The organism is Cutibacterium avidum 44067, assembly GCF_000367205.1.
Classification (GTDB): domain Bacteria; phylum Actinomycetota; class Actinomycetes; order Propionibacteriales; family Propionibacteriaceae; genus Cutibacterium; species Cutibacterium avidum.
Map to the genome: position 1 here is coordinate 2,054,477 of NC_021064.1, position 18,762 is coordinate 2,073,238.

Annotated in this window: 14 protein-coding genes, 1 tRNA gene and 1 other RNA gene; 6 read left to right on the forward strand and 10 right to left on the reverse strand. The window is 65.0% G+C overall.

Annotation, left to right across the window (positions count from 1 at the left end):
• Positions 1 to 45: 45 nt before the first annotated feature.
• On the reverse strand, positions 46 to 897 hold the full coding sequence (locus PALO_RS09520; protein ID WP_015583368.1) for a Cof-type HAD-IIB family hydrolase: 852 nt from the start codon (positions 895 to 897) through the stop codon (positions 46 to 48).
• A gap of 9 nt (positions 898 to 906) precedes the next feature.
• Positions 907 to 1,707, reverse strand: a complete 801-nt coding sequence (locus PALO_RS09525; protein ID WP_015583369.1) for an HAD hydrolase family protein — start codon at positions 1,705 to 1,707, stop codon at positions 907 to 909.
• 474 nt (positions 1,708 to 2,181) lie between these two features.
• On the opposite strand from PALO_RS09525, the gene PALO_RS09530 reads away from it, so the two are divergent.
• A complete protein-coding gene (locus PALO_RS09530; protein ID WP_041710324.1) occupies positions 2,182 to 3,648 on the forward strand; it encodes a threonine/serine exporter family protein in 1,467 nt (488 codons plus the stop codon).
• Between the two features lie 22 nt (positions 3,649 to 3,670).
• Here the strand turns inward: PALO_RS09530 and PALO_RS09535 are convergent, their stop codons facing one another.
• The 8 genes from PALO_RS09535 to ffs all read right to left on the reverse strand — a co-directional run bounded on the left by PALO_RS09535 (position 3,671) and on the right by ffs (position 12,359).
• Entirely contained in the window at positions 3,671 to 6,349 is a 2,679-nt protein-coding gene (locus PALO_RS09535; protein ID WP_015583371.1) for an ABC transporter permease, read from the reverse strand.
• The gene (locus PALO_RS09540; RefSeq protein WP_015583372.1) at positions 6,349 to 7,131 is read right to left on the reverse strand and encodes an ABC transporter ATP-binding protein; all 783 of its coding nucleotides are present in this window, start codon (positions 7,129 to 7,131) and stop codon (positions 6,349 to 6,351) included. The genes PALO_RS09535 and PALO_RS09540 overlap by 1 nt, the downstream gene beginning before the upstream one ends.
• A 5-nt stretch (positions 7,132 to 7,136) precedes the next feature.
• Positions 7,137 to 7,703: a PadR family transcriptional regulator gene (locus PALO_RS09545; RefSeq protein WP_015583373.1), complete on the reverse strand. Its 567-nt coding sequence runs from the start codon at positions 7,701 to 7,703 to the stop codon at positions 7,137 to 7,139.
• 106 nt (positions 7,704 to 7,809) lie between these two features.
• Positions 7,810 to 8,415, reverse strand: coding sequence for a recombination mediator RecR (gene recR, locus PALO_RS09550; protein WP_015583374.1), 606 nt, complete (start codon positions 8,413 to 8,415; stop codon positions 7,810 to 7,812).
• 30 nt (positions 8,416 to 8,445) lie between these two features.
• On the reverse strand, positions 8,446 to 8,769 hold the full coding sequence (locus PALO_RS09555) for a YbaB/EbfC family nucleoid-associated protein (RefSeq protein WP_015583375.1): 324 nt from the start codon (positions 8,767 to 8,769) through the stop codon (positions 8,446 to 8,448).
• Between the two features lie 115 nt (positions 8,770 to 8,884).
• Positions 8,885 to 11,752: a DNA polymerase III subunit gamma and tau gene (locus PALO_RS09560; protein ID WP_015583376.1), complete on the reverse strand. Its 2,868-nt coding sequence runs from the start codon at positions 11,750 to 11,752 to the stop codon at positions 8,885 to 8,887.
• Positions 11,753 to 11,846: 94 nt separating this feature from the next.
• Positions 11,847 to 12,224 (reverse strand): hypothetical protein, encoded by a 378-nt coding sequence (locus PALO_RS09565; RefSeq protein WP_004810352.1) that lies wholly within the window; start codon positions 12,222 to 12,224, stop codon positions 11,847 to 11,849.
• A gap of 38 nt (positions 12,225 to 12,262) precedes the next feature.
• Positions 12,263 to 12,359, reverse strand: an RNA gene (ffs, locus tag PALO_RS11705) — signal recognition particle sRNA small type.
• 203 nt (positions 12,360 to 12,562) lie between these two features.
• Between ffs and PALO_RS09570 the strand changes: the two genes are divergently transcribed.
• From PALO_RS09570 to treZ, 5 genes are all read left to right on the forward strand, one after another.
• Positions 12,563 to 12,928 carry an RNA-binding S4 domain-containing protein gene (locus tag PALO_RS09570; RefSeq protein WP_004810351.1) on the forward strand — a complete coding sequence of 122 codons (366 nt, stop codon included), beginning with the start codon at positions 12,563 to 12,565 and terminating at the stop codon, positions 12,926 to 12,928.
• A gap of 56 nt (positions 12,929 to 12,984) precedes the next feature.
• A tRNA-Ser gene (locus tag PALO_RS09575) sits at positions 12,985 to 13,069 on the forward strand.
• 231 nt (positions 13,070 to 13,300) lie between these two features.
• A complete protein-coding gene (locus PALO_RS09580) occupies positions 13,301 to 14,263 on the forward strand; it encodes a phosphotransferase (RefSeq protein WP_015583378.1) in 963 nt (320 codons plus the stop codon).
• 72 nt (positions 14,264 to 14,335) lie between these two features.
• Complete coding sequence (treY, locus tag PALO_RS09585; protein ID WP_015583379.1) at positions 14,336 to 16,870, forward strand: malto-oligosyltrehalose synthase; 2,535 nt, start codon at positions 14,336 to 14,338, stop codon at positions 16,868 to 16,870.
• Entirely contained in the window at positions 16,870 to 18,621 is a 1,752-nt protein-coding gene (gene treZ, locus PALO_RS09590) for a malto-oligosyltrehalose trehalohydrolase (protein WP_015583380.1), read from the forward strand. Before treY ends, treZ begins: the two co-directional genes overlap by 1 nt.
• Positions 18,622 to 18,762 lie beyond the last annotated feature (141 nt).

Below are 18,762 nucleotides of genomic sequence, written 5' to 3' on the forward strand. Positions count from 1 at the left end.
CGATCCCCGACACCGCCGTCGAGATCACCGGCCCAAAACTCAGGATTACGCTCGCCAACTGCCATTACGAGCGTCGAATCGTTCGTCACCCTGTTCTCTCACCGCCAGCAACTCCTCGACGACCTTGGCAACCCCGTCCTCGGCGTTCGACGGCGCCCGGTGGCGGGCCGCTTCGACCGCCAACGGCACCGCATTGGCCATCGCGTAGGAGTCCCCTGCCCACTCCAACATCTCGACGTCGTTGGCCCCATCCCCGAAGGCGACGGTGTCGCGCTGATCGATTCCCAGGTGATCGCACAGCATCGCCAGACCAGAGTCCTTGGTGACCCCCTTAGCACTTATCTCCAGCATCGGCTTGCCGGAGGTGGTGACGTGGACCTCGTCGGTCATCCCGACACCGGCGGCACGGGCAGCGAGCTCCTCAATGGGCAGGCTGGGGTGACGAGCCACCATCTTGAGGCAGTCCCCGTCGAGGACCTCGTCGAGGTCCAGGGCCGGCATATCCGAGGGGTCGCGAGAGTGGTCGGCGAAGGTCGTCAACCCTGCGTAACCACGCTGGGAGGCAAAGGTGAGACCGTCGTCCTTAATCGTCAAGAAGCGGATGCCGGGAGCAGAAGCAAGGAGACGGTGGGCGAACTCATTCGCCACGGCAGCCGACATCAGCTGGCGGAAGAGCACCGTGTGGGCCTGGAGATCCCAGCAAATGGCGCCGTTGGAACACAGCGCCCACCGGCCCAGGTCGTCCCGCCATTTCTCAATGCCGTAGATCTGCCGGGCGGTGACCGGCACCACCGGCACCCCGACCCTCTCGGCAGCACGGATGGCATCACGGGTACGAGGGCTGATGGTGCCCTCAGGGGTCAGCAGGGTCCCGTCGAGATCTGTCGCGATCAACACACTGCGAGATTATCGGGATGCCAAGATCTTCTCGACGACAACGGCGAATCCGTCTTCGACGCACGACGGTGCCCGCAGATCGGCAACGGCGACGGCCTCCGGCTTCGCACCACCCATCGCGTAGGAAGTTCCAGCCCACTGCAGCATTTCGACATCGTTGGCACCATCACCCAGGGCGACGACGTCGGCGCGGTCCTGTCCGAGGACCTTGCAGATGTGCTCCAGGCCACTGGCCTTGGTGACGCCGGCGGGTCCGGCCTCGGTCACCGTGAATCCCGCCCAGGTGGAGTGGACTCCGGGGGCGTCGAGAAGCCTGGACCGCTCGTAGACCTCGGCTGCGGGGACGCTCGGGTGCACGATCATGAGCTTGACGGCCTCGGTGGAACACAGTTCGTCGCGACTGACGAGGACATGCTCAGCGGGGTCGTTCTTGGACTCGAACGGCGGGACGATGTCGTCATACCCGTCCTCAACGAGGAAGACTGAGGAGTCCCCGATCTCCGCGCAGAAGACTGTACCCGGGATCTCGGCGGTGAGCCGATCGACGTAAGCCCTGACGGTCGAGGCCGACATCGTCTTGGTGAAGAGGGTCGCACCGGTGGACAGGTCCACCCCAACGGCACCGTTGCTGACCAAGGCGTACTGACGGAAAACCGGACCGAGGATTCGTAGCCCGCCGATGGCTCGCCCCGTCACCGGGACGACGTGGACCCCGGCTGCTTCGGCAGCCTCGAGAGCCGCGAGATTCCGGGCAGAAACGGTGGCGTCCGGGCGTAAGAATGTTCCGTCGAGATCAGTGGCGATGAGCACATTCCCAACCCTATCTGCCCGTGCTGAACCCGCCCGGTCACCCGCACGGTTTGGGTACCGTCGGTGGGGACCATCACAATGGTTTCTGCGGGGCGCTTTGTGCGGAGGGGGTACTGGCCGATGGCGAGGAAGCAGGAGGGCGCTCGTAGCGGGTCCGCGTCGTCTCGTCGTTGGCACGGGGACGAGCCCATCCCGCTCACCGCTGACGGTATCGACGCTCGCATCTTCCGCCCCGGCCAGGCATCCGCTCAGCCGACGTCCCAAACCCATCCGACTCCGCCGGAACCTCCGGCCGAGGATGACAGCCCGACCCGGCTCGGCCCGGTGCGCACCGCCTCGACGTCGTGGACCCTGCCGCCGTCGGCGACGACCTCGCCGGAGACGACCGCTCCGCAGAGCCGTCGATCCGGGCCTCCCAAAGTTCACCGTGCCCGTCGCGTCCCCCTGGAGCGGTTCTTTCGAGCCGCGACCCCGATGGAGACCACCCTCGCCCTCAACCCGGGCAACTCCGACATGGCGACGCGGCAGGCTCGACGGGTCGTCGATCTCGTGACGAGGGTCTCCGTCATGGCGATCTCGGTCGGAGGTTCGGTCTCGGAGGCCATCGCGATGGCCCTGCGCATCACCGCGACCTACGGGGTGACGGTTCACATCGACATCACCAACACCTCCGTCATCGTCACCCAGCATCGCGGCCTGGAGGAGGACCCCATCACCGCGCTGCGGGTCGTGCGCTCCCGCAGCAACGACTACCAGCGTCTCGGTGAGCTCCAACTCCTCGTCGACGACATCTGCGCCAGGACCGTTGGGCTGGAGGAGGCCGCTGATCGCCTTGCCGCCATCACCCGCAGCCCGCGTCTGTACCGGCAGTGGTTCGTCACCCTGAATGTGGGCCTCATGGGGGCCGGGTTGTCGACTCTCTTCGGTGGCGCCCCGATGGACGGTGTACTGAGCTTCTTCTCCACGTGCATCGTCGACGCCACCGTGCAGGCCATGGCGCGCAGGAGGATCACCAACTTCTTCACCCAAGCTGCCGGCGCGGGCATCGCCACTGCTTTCGCCCTGCTCGTCATGGTGTACATGGCGGCCTCCCACCACACCATTCCGCTGTCCCCCTCTCTCATCGTCGCATCCGGAATGGTCTCCCTGCTGGCGGGAGGTTCCTTCGTCGCTGCTTCCCAGGACGCTCTCGATGGCTACGTCGTCACCAGTTCGGGACGATTCCTGGAGGGGTTCGTGCAGACCGGCGGGATCATCCTCGGTGTCATCACCGTCATGTGGGTCGGACTGCGACTAGGCGTACCGGGATACATCTCGCCATCCCTGGGATTCTCGACCGATCCCATCCTGCAGATGGTCTGCGCAGCTGTCATCGCCGTCACCTTCGGTATCTCCTCCCACGCTGGTTACCGCACCCTGGCCATCTGCGCGGTACTGGGAGCTGCCGCGTGGGGCGGCTACATCATTGGCATGCAGCTGACGGGATCGGTGTCTGCTGCCTCGGGACTCGGCGCCATGGTCGCTGGCATCATCGCCGCCCTGGGTGCCCGACGTTGGAGGGTGCCGCAACTCGGTCTGGTGACGATCGCCATCGTCCCCCTGATGCCTGGCGTCATGATGTACCGAGCGCTGTACATGATCGTCAACGCCCAGAACGGGACCGGCGTCGCCACGGGCGACGGCTGGACCCTCTTCCTGGAGGCCCTGCTGGTGGGAGTGGCGCTGGCCGTGGGCGGCAGCTTCGGAGCCCTCATCGCTCGCCCGTTCACCTTGCCGAAGGATCTGCGCTCCCGGCTGGCGACCCTGGCCTCCTGGGGTGCTGGCCAGGCCGTCCCGCGCGAGCGGCGCCGTCGTCGGTCCCAGCCCCCGGCTGATCCGCATCATCCGGCCCTCAACAATCCCGACAACGACCCGTCCATGACGGGAACCTGGGCGCGGTAGCGCGCCCCCGCGGGTGCCGTCGTCAGTCCACCCGGGGCATCCGGGCCTTGGGCACCGGGACACACCACCTGGCCACGATGGCCAGCAGTACCGGCGGGGCGACCACGATGAGTGCCAGCCAGCCAACTGGCCACGGAACAGGCTGCATCGTGTCGGCACACCCAATCATGATGACGACGGGCACGAATCCCACGATTAATCCGAGCACCTGGCCGATACCTGTCGTGACGAAGGCCTGAGCCGCAACCATGCGTCGCAACGTCGCGGTGGATGCTCCCACCGATGCGATGGCAGTACGCGAGACGCTCGAGTCCGACAAGGTCAGGGCAAGTACCACGGCACCCACGAAGGTGGCCAGGAGTGCCCCAATGATCGCCGCCCAGCGCACGACGGTTCCCGAGAAGTCCGAGAATCCCTCTTCCCACTGGAAGTCGGAGGTGCTTCCGGTGATGTCCATGAGGGAGTTCTGCAGACGGTCTCCCCCTTCCGAGGTCGGGGGGTGTGGCAGACGAAACCACATGTCCGTCGTCTGGGTCTTCATGGCGTCGGGGCTGACTCCCAGCGCCTTGGCAGCGGTGTTGCGCCCGATGAGGGCTGGCATTTGGAGACCGAGAGAGCTATCAGGGGCCTTGATCGCCGTCACCTCGAGCTCATGAGACCCATTCGGTTCGTCGTCCCGGAAGACTGATACCTGGGATCGTCCCCGTGCATCGGGCTGGAAGAGGATGATGCCCTTGTCAAGGGCCTTCATGACCTTGCCATCTGCCTTCTGACCGGTCAGTAGCTCGTAGAGGGTGCCATCGTCAATGACCGCCGAGGGGACGGACAGGCTGCGCGCCATCTCGTTGTCACGAGGAGCAGAACTCGGCGCATCCACACTGAGACCGTTCCTGCAGTTCTGTCCGTCCTTGTCGCAGGTGACGGGTTCCAGCGCACGCTGGTACTTCACGGATGGCCCAAAGACTGCCTCAACCTGCTCGACCTCCTTGCTCATGCGTTTTTCAGAAGCAAAGTGGTCGTGACCGTCATCCCCGGTCAACCTCGCCACGTTGGCGGCGTAGCTGGGCTGGTAGCTGTTTCGATCCTGTATCGCGCTGCCATCCGCCAGGGTCACGAAGACACCGGCCAAGACGGTGATGGCCATGGACGCCGCGGCTCCCGCGACTGCTCTCCCCCGGTTCCGGTTGAGATCGCGCAGCGCAAAGCGGATCGCCAGCCGCGACGACGGTGGTATGGACGCTTTGTTGACGAGCCATGGCAGAGCCAGGACGGCAGCCAGGTACAAGATGACGATGGTGACGACAATGCCGATGTTGAGAGGAACGACGTCGTAGGGGTCGGACGTGTTGACACGGTCGAGGACGACCCACCCGATCCCGACGAGTGCCCCGATGATCGCCACGACGATGGCTGCCATGGGACGACGCACTGGTGAGGCCGCTGCCTCAGCGTGTCGAACCCCCATGAGGACGTCCTGGCGAGCCACCTCCCGCGCCGGGAGCCAACATGCGACCACCGCCGCCAACAGACCGATGACCAGACCGACGATGGCGTACTCCCAGTTGACACTGTAGGTCAGGAGGTATCCGGGATTGGCGCGACGTCCGATGACCACGAAGACATTGGCCGCTCCGATGCCGAGCACCACTCCTAGCACCGCGCCGGTCGAGCCGAGCAACAGTCCTTGGCCGATCATCACACCCATGAGGTCCCGGCGGGCGGCACCCGTGGTTCCCAGCAGAGCGAGCATGCGCCGCTGCTGGCGAGCCCCGATGGAGAAGGCGGCGGAGGCGATGGTGGCGGTGACGACCGAGGAGAGAACGACAGCGGCCAGAACCAGGGCGAACATTTGGCCCGCGACGACACCGGCATTGTCAGAAGCACTGTCGAGTTGCCGCTCCTCGACCCCCAGACCCGACGCGTTGAGTTTCGCGATCTGTTCCTTGGCGAGCTGCGGGCCCTTGACGTAATAGGTGAGAGCCCCATTCCTGACGAGTGGGTCCTCGGGGCCCACCCAGAAAGTCGGTTCGTAGCTGGACGACCGCTCTCGCGTCAGCCCTGTGATGGTGCGTTGACGGCCGTCGATGGTGACGTGTGAGCCGGTTGACCAGCCATACTTCTTTGCAGCGCTTCCGGAGGCCCAGACATTGTTGCCACGAGGCATCGGTCCACTCGGGAGTTCCATACGATCAGGGCGCACGGCTGTCAGGTCAATCCCCTTGACGGCGCCCTCGAGGGTGGCGGATCGCCATGCCACGTCAACAGTCCTGACCCGCAGCGGATACAGCTCGTGACCCGCGACGTGGAGGTTCTCCATGGCCTGCCGCTGGCGAGCGCGCAGCTCGGGAGTCGGCGATCCCTGGATGTCGCAGTAAGCGAAATCCGGACTGTCCTGGGAGCAGTGACCATCCCAGTCCTCAATCGGCATGATGAGCATGTCGGCATCGCCATACTTCGAGACGGTCTCACTGTCCGTAGTGGTTCCGTCGGCGTCGAGGATCGTGCCCAGCCCGGACATGATGGCCACGGGCAGAGCTATCAGCAGCACGATGAGCAGGGAACGCGCCTTGTGTCTGCGGATGTCCCGGGCAGCCAGCCGGGTGATGAGCCGGCGGTGGGATCGTCCACGTGCGACAGCCTCTCCGGAGAGTCGGACGACGGCACCGCCGTAAGGGCTGTCGGGGGTGTTCCCGGATCCCATCACCACTCCCCGCGCTTCGGGTTGTCGCTGAGGAGTTCCATGGGGTCGCTGACGACCTGGGACTCGTCGACAATCTTGCCGTCACGCAGGAAGACCACGCGGTCTGCCCAGGCTGCGTGGCGTGCCTCATGGGTCACCAGGACGACGGCAACCCCCTCGTCAGCAAGTGCCCGGATAAGGGTCATGATGTCGTCACCCGTCGCAGAATCAAGGGCACCGGTGGGCTCGTCGGCGAGGAGGACCCGGCGGTCCCCGACGATGCCGCGCGCGATGGCGACCCGCTGACGTTGTCCCCCCGACATCTTCTCAATGTGACGATCGGCAAGTCCGGGCAGACCGACACGTTCCAGGGCGATCTCAGCCGCATTGCGGGCCCGCTTGGCGGAGACCCCGTCGAGTTCAAGGGGCAGGGAGACGTTCTCGACCGCGGTGAGGGTGGGGACGAGGTTGTAGTCCTGGAAGACGAAGCCGAGCTGACGGCGTCGGACTCGTGCCAGGTCGTCACGGGACATGCCCCCCAGCGGCTCTCCGCACACGGAGACCGTGCCGGAGGTGGGCTGATCCAGCCCTCCGGCGAGGCCGAGCAGGGTGGACTTGCCCGAACCTGATGGTCCCATGACGGCTGCGAAGATACCGGGATTGACGCCCAGACTGACGTCTTTGATGGCGTCGACCCGTCGCTCGCCATCACCGAAGGAGCGACTCACGTGGTCCAGGGACAGGACGGTACGAGGCGTCGGACGAGTGATCTCGCCAGCGGCACGCGGCGGGGTCGACATCATGCGGTTCAGGCCTCCTGGGTGACCTTGGACTCCTCCGTCACGGACTCGTCACGGCGACGGCGAGAGGTCTGGATGGCCTTGGACTCACAGTGGTCGAGCCAGCGGATCTCGGCCTCGGCGACGAAGATCATTCCCTCAACGAGGAGCTGACCGGCGAGGTCTTCCTCGGCGACACCACGGCGGGCCTGACGGTATTCCTGCAACTGGTGCATGGTGGCGCGGCGCTGATCCTGGATGAGGGCAGCGACGTCAACTTCCTTCGAGGTGGCCGCAAGGGCAATCTTGATGGCCAGCTCGTTGCGCGGCGGATTCGCCGGGGTGATCGGGGTGGCGAACCACTTGCGCACCTCTTCGCGGCCCTCGGGGGTGATGGTGGCGATGACCCGACCATCGGGGGTCTCGTCGCCCCGGAAGCACAGACGGTCACGCTCGAGGCGGTCCAACGTTGTGTAAACCTGTCCAATATTTAGGGGCCAGGTGTGATTTGTGCGGCGATCAAACTCATTTTTGATCTCATACCCATGACGGGGCTTCTCAGCCAGCAATGCGAGGATGGCGAACCTTATGGACATGTGACCTCCGGGTGCCGTGGTGGAATCTTGGCCAAGATTCGCATACGCGATATCCACCAGTCAAGGAATCATCGGTTTTTGACCACATAGTGAGACACAGGGCAGATCAGGCGCCGACACCGACGTGGAGACGCCCCTCGAAAGCGCGCCCCAAGGTCACCTCATCGGCGTACTCCAGGTCGCCACCGACGGGCAGACCGGAGGCCAGACGCGACACCGTCACGCCCATGGGGCTGATGAGACGGGACAGGTAGGTCGCCGTCGCCTCCCCCTCGAGGTTCGGGTTCGTGGCCAGGATGACCTCGGTCACCGCCTCGTCGGCCAGACGCTGGCACAGCTCGCGGATGTGAAGATCAGCAGGACCCTTGCCGTCCAGCGGGGAGATGGCCCCACCCAGGACGTGATAAAGGCCACGGAACTGCCGGGTGCGCTCCACGGCGATGACGTCCTTGGACTCCTCGACGACGCAGATCATTGACCGGTCCCGACGCGGGTCGCGGCAGTACTGGCACACCTCGTCGGAGGAGACGTTGAAGCAGATCTTGCAGAACTTGGCCTTCTCTTTGACCTCGCGCAGGGCGTCGGCCAATTCGTTGACCTCCTCTGCCGGGGCGTCGAGGATGTGGAAGGCGATCCGCTGTGCACCCTTCGGCCCGATCCCGGGCAGCCGGGAAAGGGCGTCAATGAGTTCCTGCAGCGGACCGTCGTACATCAATTCTCCTGTCTGACGTGTGGGGGTGGATCAGAGCCCGAGGCCCGGCATCTGTGGCATGAGGGACTGCTGCATGGCGTGGGCCTGCTCGGTGGCGTCCTTGACGGCAGCCACGACGAGATCGGCGAGGGTCTCGGCATCGGTGCCCTCGAGGGCCTCGGGAGCGATCGTCAGAGCATCGAGATCACCGGTTCCGGTGACGGTGGCACGGACAAGTCCGCCGCCGGCAGTACCCTCGAAGCTGCTCTCCGCGAGCTGGTTCTGGGCCGCCTCGAGCTGGCCCTGGACGGACTGGGCCTGGGCGAGCAAGGCGCCCATGTCGATTCCGCTGAGGTCGAATCCTCCAGTGGTCATGATGTCTCCCATGTGTGTGGCCCCTGGTCCTCGTCGGTGGGGCGGCCTGGTGTCGCCAACCACAGTAGCCGCTGATGACGACGAGTTCGCGAGTCAGTACGTGCCGTGAGCGCAATCACCTGGCAGCTGAGTCACGGTCGTCCGAGGTGTCGATGACGATCCCGCCCAGCTCACGCATGATGAGGTCCACCGGGCTCTCGTTGGACTCCTCCAGGACGGTGTCGTCCCACACGCCATCCTCCTCAGGAGGCTCCTCGATCTGAGCTGGACGATGATGAGCTGTCTCGAGGGGGCGCACACTTCCCTTGGCACGCTCACTCCAGCGGTGGGTGAGGCTGTGGGACGCCTGCACTGCAGCGTCCTGTGAGGATGCCGTGGAGGTGTTCTGCTCCCGGCCTGCGTCATGGGACTCACCGCCCTGCGCTGCCTCGACGTGATCCTCGGCGGGCACCAGGTCGGGCTCGGGATCGGCAGCCTCGCCACTATCGGGGTCGGGAGCGCCAGCCACCGGGCCGGACCCGACGATCTCATCGCGGACGTCCCCGGACTGATCCTCGGCGATGGAACCCGGGGCCGAGTTGTCGTCACCCGAGTCGGTGGGATGGGAACTGTCGATCGGCGAGTTCGAGGGCTCCTCCGAGGCATCAACGAAACTCGACTGACGGTCACCCGGTCGGTCCTGGGAAGCCCGACCGGGACGAGTAGGGTCCGGCTGACCGTCACCCCGTCCCGGGCCATGATGTGTCGGACTCTCACGGGTGACCCCATGATCGGGAGGTTCCGGAGCCCAGGAATCCTCCGTCGGGGGTTCCTGGGCACCCGGTTCCTCATGAAACTGAGGACGTACCGCCGCCGGAGGTTCCCCGATCACTGCGGTGAAGGTCAGGTCCGCTCCCAGCACCTTGACGACGGCGTCGTGGAGGATCTTGGGGTAGTTGCCGTTGGCGAACCGTTCCCGCGCTCCAGGGTTGGAGAACCCCAGGGTGGCTTGGTTCCCGTGGACCTCCAGTACCTGGGCGTAGCTGCTGAGGACCATCCACGCGACACGTCCGCCGTCCTTCACGGCCTCAAGCACCTGCGGCCACTCGCGACGCAAGGCCGTGATGTCGATGGCACCCTCGGCACGATCACTCTGGTTCCCAGAGGGTTGCTGCGGCGCAGCCGGGGAGGGACGATCACGGCGGGTCTGGTCAGAGGTCTGCTGTTCCTGAGGCTTGGGCTGTTGGCGCTGTTCGGTCGCCGGGCCGCCATCAGCCGTCCCCTGCGGTCCCTGGGCATGACCTTGGGGGCCATTCTGGGCGGGGTATGGCTGACCGCCCGGTTCGTTGCCGGGTTGGTAATCCCTACGGCTGGGGCGCGGGCGCCCGGATGGACGCTGTGCCGGCTGGGAACCGCCACGAGGCGCGACCGACTGCTGGGGAGGTCCGAACTGCTGAGGACGTTCGGCAGGGCGGGAGACAGGCTGGCTGGCGGTAGGGCTCTCGACGCGGTCGGCCTCGTCCACAGGACCCGAGACGCCGATCCTGCGCTCCAAGCGCTCCAGACGGGCATGGATGCCGCGGCCCCCGGTGTCAGCCGCAGGGAGCAGGATCCGCGAGCACATCAGCTCCAGGTGAAGCCTGGGAGCAGTGGTGCCGCGCATGTTCGTCAGTCCGGTGGCCAGAACCTCCGCGGCACGGGTGAGCTCGCCGGCACCGAAGCCGGCTACCTGGTGGGTCAACCGGGTGGCCTGCTCAGGAGAGACGTCGATGAGGCCGGTCCGGCATGCGTCTGGGACGGCCGAGATGATGACGAGATCACGCATCCGGCGCAGCAGGTCCTCGGCAAAGCGGCGCGGATCTTGCCCCACCTCGATGATCTTGTCAATGGTGGCGAAGACCTCGTGGGCGTCCCCGGCTGCGAAGGCGTCAACGATCTCGTCGAGGAGGGCTTCGGGGGTGTAACCGAGCAGGGCTGCCGCCTGCTCATAGCTGACGTGGCCATCGGCGGCGCCGCCGAGTAACTGATCCAGCACCGACAGGCTGTCTCGCACCGATCCGCCACCAGCGCGCACCACGAGGGGCAGGACGGCGTGGTCGACGTCGATCCCCTCCTTAACGCACAGCTCAGCCAAGTAATCGACGAGGACCTTCGGCGGCACCAGGCGGAAGGGATAGTGGTGGGTCCGGGAACGAATCGTCCCGATGACCTTCTCCGGCTCGGTCGTCGCGAAGATGAACTTGACGTGCGGCGGGGGCTCCTCGACGAGTTTCAGCAGGGCGTTGAAGCCCTGAGGGGTGACCATGTGGGCCTCGTCGATGATGTAGATCTTGTACCGCGAGTGCACCGGGGCGAAGAAGGCCCGCTCACGCAGATCACGGGCGTCGTCGACGCCGCCGTGGGAGGCCGCGTCAATCTCGATGACGTCGATCGATCCGGGGCCGCCACAGGCCAGGTCGCGGCATGACTGGCACTTCCCGCACGGGGTTGGCGTGGGGCCCTGCTCGCAGTTGAGCGCTCGGGCCAGAATGCGGGCGGTCGTCGTCTTGCCGCAGCCGCGCGGCCCGGAGAAGAGGTAGGCGTGGTTGACGCGGTTGTTGAGGATGGCCCGCTTGAGCGGCTCGATGACATGGTCCTCACCGATGACCTCGTCGAAGGTCTCCGGACGGTAACGTCGATAGAGGGCCAACGGAGGTTCGAGCGGATCGTCGTCAGGACGGCTGTCGGGGATGTCGATGTCGGGGTCCTCCACGGTCAACTCCTGAATCCGTTCGATGGTGTCGGCATCGTCGACGTCACCCTCGTCCTCGTCGGTCTCCAGACCGTCGGGCTCGTCGGGAGTCTCAGGACCGTCCAGCAGACCCGGATCACGCGAATCCGGGGGAAGGTCGTCGTCAGGGGTGGCTTCGTCAGGGGGCATGACGGGGCGCGGCGGCTCCTCGTCGCCGAAAAGATCCGGACCGTCCTGTTCGAAGGCCTCAGGCTCGACGACCTCGTCCTCCATGCCCGGCTCAGGCACCCTCTCATCCACGGGAAGAACCCTAGTTGACGACCGCGACACAGTCTCATCAGTCCGACGAGCTCTGCGTGGAACAGCCTCAGCCGAAGAAGACCAGCAGGAGGCTGATGACCGTGACGACGGCGAAGGTGGTCCACGCGATCTGCACCGCAGAGCGCACCGGATGCCCCAACCGCTTGGCCTTGCGGCCGCACGAGGTCGTCACCAGCGGAGGGATGAAGAAGGCGACGATGTCCAGCCCGATAACCGTCCAGGTCAGCCATGCCGGGACCCCGCTGTCGTGGAGTTGGGGGTAACCGAGATTGGCCGGCAGCATCGTCTGGGCCATCATCCCCACGATGCCCGCAACGATGAACAGCAGTAGCGAGCACCAGGTGATGCCTGCCCAAATGGAGCCGGCTCGGTCGGTCGTGATGATGCGTTGCTGATCGTTCATGACGACCCTCCTTCCGGGCATTGACGAATGCCTGACGGGGGCGCGGCTGCCGCGGACATGAAAAGGGCTCCCCGCGCACCCGGTAGAGCCAACCTACCCTTGCTACCTCTCGGTCCTGGGGGAGTTCAGTCAGGTGCCGCCGCACGAGGAACCAAGTTCAAGTCTAACCAACGACTGGCTGCAGGGACAACTGGCTCCGGCTCCGAACCGTAGCCCACGGTGTGGTGGGATCGCGTCGGACGGCACCGGCTGCAAGGACCGATGACGGGTCATAGCATTGCCACCACCTTTTCCACCCAGATCTCCCGACGAGGACCCCGGCCCTGGGCAACGACGGTATCGGAGCACAAGGAGGCATCATGACGAGGATCGACGTCTGGCTGTGGTCGGTGCGCGCGTACAAGTCGAGGTCGCTGGCCACCGACGCCGTCAAAGGAGGACACATCCGTCTCAACGGCGATCCGGTCAAGCCTTCCCATGACGTCAAGCCCGGTGACGTCGTCACGATCCGCACCCCAGGATGGGATCGGGTGCTCAAGGTCGTTGACCCGATCTCGAAGCGCGTCGGCGCGAAGCTGGCCGTCGAGGCCTACGAAGACCTGTCAGTTCCTCGGCCCGCCTACCTGTCCGCTCCCCTCGCTCGTCGTGACCGTGGAGCTGGACGACCCACCAAGAAGGACCGTCGCCAGATTGATCGGCTTCGAGGCCGTGACTCTCACTACTAGGGCCACCCCGCTCCCCGGATTGGCGCCGCGCGCGAAGTCCATGTATGTTACTCTGCGGAGGATTCGCCTAGAGGCCTATGGCGCTCGCTTGGAAAGCGGGTTGGGTTCACGCCCTCACGAGTTCGAATCTCGTATCCTCCGCGGACAGCCCGCCTCCTTGGTTCATCCGAGTGGGCGGGCAGTGTTTTCCCGCGTGCTTTTCTCCTTGTCAGGGTCCGGTTCATGACTTTCTGCCCACACTGTGGTATTTCGGTTTCTGATCAGGGATGCTGCCACCTCACGTGACACGAGCCTCATTCCCCGCCGTGGTCACCGCTACGTCATGATGCTGCGGTGATCTAAGGTTGCGAACAAGGCCACGAGGAGGCGTCCATGAAACCTTCACGAGTTCGCTGGGATGAACTACCCAAGTCGGTCCACGATCGCGTTGCCGAGATCCTGGGCTCCCCTGTCTCCGTCGACACCGTCCAAGCCCGTGGCACCACTCCGGGGCTTGCCTCCCGAGTCGTCACCGCCAATGGCATTCACGCCTTCGTCAAGACCAGCCATTCCGACATCAATGCGGACATCCCCGACCTCAACCGTCGCGAAGCCACCGTGCTGTCCTTCCTCCCCAATGCCGCCCCTGCGCCGCGGTTGTTGGGTCAGATCGACGTGGACGGGTGGGTCGGCATGGTGACCTCCGACATTGAGGGACCCCATCCCGAACTGCCCTGGTCCGACGAGGGCATCACCCCCACCTTGGCCGCACTGTCCCGTCTGGCCGAGTCGACGGCCGGTTTCCACGAGCAGTGGGAACCGTTCTCCGCACGACTGCAGAACTATCGGTCGGTGTGGGACACCTTCATGGACAACCCTCCGGCTGACCTTGATCCGTGGCTGGCAGAGCGGATGCCAGACCTTGCGGGACGAGTCGAGAGGCTTGCCCATCACGCGTCCGGCGGCACGATCATCCATGGCGCCGTTCGTTCCGACAACGTCCTGCTGCGCAGCGAGGGGGCCGTCCTCGTCGACTGGTCCCACGCCGTCGTCGGACCGGCATGGGTCGATGCCGCCAGCCTCATCATCGACATTATTCACACCGATCCCCTCGACGCCCCGCGGTGGGATCGAGCCGACGACCTCGTGAAGCGCGTCGCAGCCGAGTTCGCCCCGTCCACCCATGGCGAACCTGCCACCGAACCCATCGTCGACCTCCTCGTCGCTGTCCTGGGACTTTCGGAACGCGAATGCCGCAAGCCGGACCCCGCTGGAATGCCGCAACTTCGCGAGTTCCAGCGCGAGCGAGCGAGTAGGTTGCGCGCCTGGTTGTGGGCCTCCGAACATCTCGCGTGATCGGCGAACAACCCCGCAGCTCAGAACACGGAAGGGCGTCGACCTGTCGGATAGCCGTTTTAAGGTGGGAATGTGACGACTTCCACTCCCCCGTCCGCCGCACCCGCCTCCACGTACCGTCTGCAGTTCAACGAGGACTTCACCTTCGCTGACGCCATCGGCCAGATCGACCACCTGGCCGCCCTGGGCGTCAGCCATCTGTTCTGCTCCCCCATTTTGCAGGCCGCACCTGGGTCCACCCATGGCTACGACGTCGTGGACCACACCCGCATCTCCCATGAATGCGGTGGCGAGGACGACTTCCGTCGACTCTGCGAGACGGCCCATCAGGCTGGACTGGGCATCGTCGTCGACGTCGTCCCGAACCACATGGCGGTACCGACCCCGCTGTGGCACAACTCGGCGCTGTGGAGTGTGCTGCGCGACGGCCCTTCCTCCCCCTTCGCAACCTGGTTCGACGTCGACGTCTCGAAGTCCCTGTCGATCCTCATGGCCATCCTCGGCGATCGCATCGGCACGGAACTGACAGCCGGCACCATCCACGTCGAGACCCGGGACATCCCGGACCAGGACGGCACCACCCACCCCGAGGACGTCGTCGTCTATCACGACCATGTCTTCCCGGTACGTCCCGGCACCGAGTCCATGCCGCTGACCGAACTGCTCGACCAGCAGTGCTACCGGCTGGCAAACTGGAAGGTCGCCAGCGAGGAGCTCAACTACCGCCGCTTCTTCAATGTCGACACTCTGGCAGCTATCCGCGTCGAGGATGACGACGTTTTCGCCACCTCCCATGCCAAACTGCTGCAGCTCTACCGTGACGGGCTCATCGACGGGTTCCGCATCGATCACCCGGACGGTCTGGCCAACCCGCGCAAATACCTGGCGGATCTGCAACGAGCCACCGATGGCGCATGGGTTGTCGTCGAGAAGATCCTGGAACCCTCCGAGACCCTCTCTGCCGAACTTCCGTGCGCAGGCACAACGGGTTATGACTCCTTGCTGCGCGTTGACGGGCTGTTCATCGACCCAGCCGGGCTGGTACCCCTGAGCACGCTCTACGACCGTATCTGCGCTGACGACGATTCGCAGGCATCCTTCTCTGCCGAGCTGGACAAGGCCAAACGGGAAATCCTTGACGACATGCTCGTCACCGAACTCAACCGGCTGGCCAATGTTGCCATGGACATTTGCGCCTCCGACATCATGCTGCGCGACCACACCCGTCGTCAGCTGACAAGGGCCATCACCGAGCTACTCGTCGCGATGGATCGGTACCGCGCCTACCTGGAGCCTGGCCGGGCACCCGGGCCTGGCCAGGTGAAAGTCGTCGAAACGGCTGCCGACCTAGCCCGTCTGGAGCTACCGGAAGAGGAACACGGCACCCTCGAACTGGTCGTAGACATGGTGTGCGGTCGTCTTGGGCCCTCGAGTGACCCGGTGACCCAAGGCAGCCGGGATGAGTTCATGGTCCGTTTCGCCCAGACCTGCGGGCCAGTGATGGCCAAGGCCAAGGAGGACACCGCCTTCTACCGCTACACCCGCTTCACCGCGGTCAACGAGGTGGGCTGTGACCCAGAACTGGCCGGGATCTCGGTCGATGACTTCCACGACTTCGCGACCAATCTGGGCGAGAAATTCCCGACGACGATGACAACCCTGTCAACCCACGACACCAAGCGGTCGACCGACGTCCGCGCCCGCCTGGCCAGCCTGACGGAGTTCCCGCGCGAGTGGGAGCAGACGGTTGCGGCCCTGGAGAGCGTCACCGCTGACCAGCGTTCGGAGTTGCTCGACGGGGCGACGATCAACTTGCTGTGGCAGACCCTGGCGGGGACGTGGCGGCTTCCCGGGACCGCCGCTGGCTCCGAGCCGATCAGTGCGGACAGGCTGGTCTCCTACCTGACGAAGGCGGTACGCGAGGCCAAGTCCCACACCACCTGGACCCATCCCGACGAGGACTACGAGTCGGCGCTGACGGATCTGGCGAAGTTCTGTCTGAGTGACGAGTCGGTGGCTGAGGCGCTCGACGAATTCACCGAGACGACTCAGACGGCGGTCCGTGCGGCGATCCTTGGACGCGTTCTGGTGCAGTTGACGATGCCTGGGGTGCCCGACACCTACCAGGGCTGTGAGGTCGTCGATCTGTCCTTGGTGGACCCGGACAACCGTCGCCCGGTCGATCATGACCGGTCAGCTCGGCTGCTCAAGGTGGTGGCGTCCAATGGCCTTGACGCTGTGGCTGACGAGGATCGTCTGGATGCCGAGAAGTTGCTGGTGGTCCATCGAGCCCTGGACGTTCGCCGTCGCCATGCCAACGCCTTCCGTGGTGAGCATGCGAGCTACCGCCCGGTCGCGACGACCACCGGTCACGCGGTCGCTTTCGCCCGCGGAATTGACGATGAGCCCCCGACGGTCATCACCGTCGCCACCCGCCTGGCTGGAGCTCTGGAGGGGCGTGGCGGCTGGGCCGACCACCAGATCGTGCTGCCCGAGGGGACGTTCACTGATGTCATCACCGGGAAGACGATTGAGGGAGGCATGGTGAAGCTCGCCGATCTGCTGGACGAGATGCCAGTTGCGCTGCTGGTCGAGGAGGAGAGGTGATGACGAATCAGTTGACGGTCTGGGCCCCCGCTGTCACGAAGGTTCAGACCCTTCTCGATGGAGACCTCCTGAACATGACCCGAGCCGGGGGCTGGTGGACACTCCCCCGACCAGTGAAGGCCGGCCAGCGCTATCAGTTCGTCCTGGACGGGGGTAACCCCCTGCCGGATCCACGCAGTCGATACCAACCCGAAGGCGTCCATGGGCCATCGCAGGTGTACGTCCCGCGCGAACCAGCCCCCTGGGACGGCTTAGACCTCAAGGGACGAGTGCTCTACGAGATGCACATCGGCACCTTCACCGAGCAGGGCACCTTCACCGCCGCCATCGATCGCCTCGACGACCTCGTCGAACTCGGGGTGGAGGCCGTCGAGGTCATGCCGGTCGCCCAGATTCCCGGCACTCGCGGCTGGGGATACGACGGGGTGGATCTGTACGCCACCCAGAACACCTACGGCGGCCCGGCCAGCTTCCAGCAGTTCATCGACGCTGCCCATGCCAAGGGACTCGGGGTCATCCTCGACGTCGTCTACAACCACCTCGGACCGGAGGGGAACTACCTGGCCGAGTTCGGCCCCTACTTCAATCACCATCACCCGACCCCGTGGGGCGACGCGGTGAATTTCGACGGGGACGGCAACGAGCCCGTCCGTCAGTTCGTCATCGACAATGCCCATCAGTGGCTGGTGGAGTACGGGGTCGACGGGCTTCGGCTGGATGCCGTCCATGCCCTCGTCGACGGATCCGAGACCCACATCCTCGCCGAGTTGTCCACGAAGGTCGCCGAATGGTCCACGCAGATCGGCCGTCCGCTGACTCTCATTGCCGAGTCTGACCTCAACCAGCCCGACATGGTCACACCGGTCGGCGTCACGGAGGGGTCGCGCGGCATGACGATGCAGTGGGACGACGACATCCACCACTCCCTGCACGCGTTCTTCACCGGCGAGACCGACGGCTACTACTCCGATTTCGGGACCGCCGAAACCCTCGCCAAGGCCTTCACCAAGGTATTCGTCCACGACGGTGGATGGTCGTCGTTCCGGGAGCAGAACTGGGGAGCCCCGGTTGACGTCAGCAGTGCTTCCTACGACGCTACATCTTTCGTGAGCTTCATCCAGGATCACGATCAGATCGGCAATCGCGCCGTCGGAGACCGTCTGGGCCACAACGGAGCCGACCCGAATCTTCAAGCGGCAGCCGCCGCACTGTACCTACTGGGGCCTTTCACTCCCATGATCTTCATGGGCGAGGAATGGGCGGCCTCAACCCCATTCCCATTCTTCAGCGACCTGGGCCCCGATCTTGGCCCCTTGATCACTGCTGGACGCCGTCAAGAATTCCAGAAGATGGCGTGGCAGGGGGCCATCCCAGACCCTCAAGCCATGATGACCTTCCGGTCAGCGCGACTGAAGTGGGATGAGCGTCACGACCCAGAACACGCACGGATGCTCGACTGGTACCGCACTCTGCTAGGGATCCGCGCATCACTTCCACCCCACGTCGCTCATAGCCTGACGGCCACGACGATGACCGTGATCTCCCCCGATGCCGTCGTCATGAGGCGTCCCGGTGTCATCGTCGTGGCGAATCGAAGCGATGCTCCTGTCACGGTCGCGGGTCTGGTTGACGATCCAGCCCACACTGTGGCGAGGGGAAGCTGCGACGTCGAAGACAGCTCGCTCACCCTGCGTGGCCCAGGGTGCGTCGTCCAGACTGATCTGGGGATCCATGCCCAGTGGGCAGTGTGAGCTCACCCTGTGACGCCGAGACGCAGAACCACATCCCAGCTCAGCGGGCGAAACCATCATCGCTATGCGCGAGCTTTACCTGTACTGAGCGAATCTCTTCAGCCGCAACGACAGGACAAAGACAGAAAGACGAGGGCATCC

Coding starts and splice junctions, on each gene's coding strand:
- PALO_RS09540 (WP_015583372.1), bottom strand. CDS start 7,131: ATGATGTCGACCCCGCCGCGTGCCGCTGGCGAGATCACTCGTCCGACG.
- PALO_RS09555 (WP_015583375.1), bottom strand. CDS start 8,769: ATGACCACTGGAGGATTCGACCTCAGCGGAATCGACATGGGCGCCTTG.
- PALO_RS09530 (WP_041710324.1), top strand. CDS start 2,182: ATGGAGACCACCCTCGCCCTCAACCCGGGCAACTCCGACATGGCGACG.
- PALO_RS09560 (WP_015583376.1), bottom strand. CDS start 11,752: ATGGAGGACGAGGTCGTCGAGCCTGAGGCCTTCGAACAGGACGGTCCG.
- treZ (WP_015583380.1), top strand. CDS start 16,870: ATGACGAATCAGTTGACGGTCTGGGCCCCCGCTGTCACGAAGGTTCAG.
- PALO_RS09580 (WP_015583378.1), top strand. CDS start 13,301: ATGAAACCTTCACGAGTTCGCTGGGATGAACTACCCAAGTCGGTCCAC.
- PALO_RS09565 (WP_004810352.1), bottom strand. CDS start 12,224: ATGCCCGGAAGGAGGGTCGTCATGAACGATCAGCAACGCATCATCACG.
- PALO_RS09570 (WP_004810351.1), top strand. CDS start 12,563: ATGACGAGGATCGACGTCTGGCTGTGGTCGGTGCGCGCGTACAAGTCG.
- PALO_RS09545 (WP_015583373.1), bottom strand. CDS start 7,703: ATGTCCATAAGGTTCGCCATCCTCGCATTGCTGGCTGAGAAGCCCCGT.
- PALO_RS09535 (WP_015583371.1), bottom strand. CDS start 6,349: ATGGGATCCGGGAACACCCCCGACAGCCCTTACGGCGGTGCCGTCGTC.
- recR (WP_015583374.1), bottom strand. CDS start 8,415: ATGTACGACGGTCCGCTGCAGGAACTCATTGACGCCCTTTCCCGGCTG.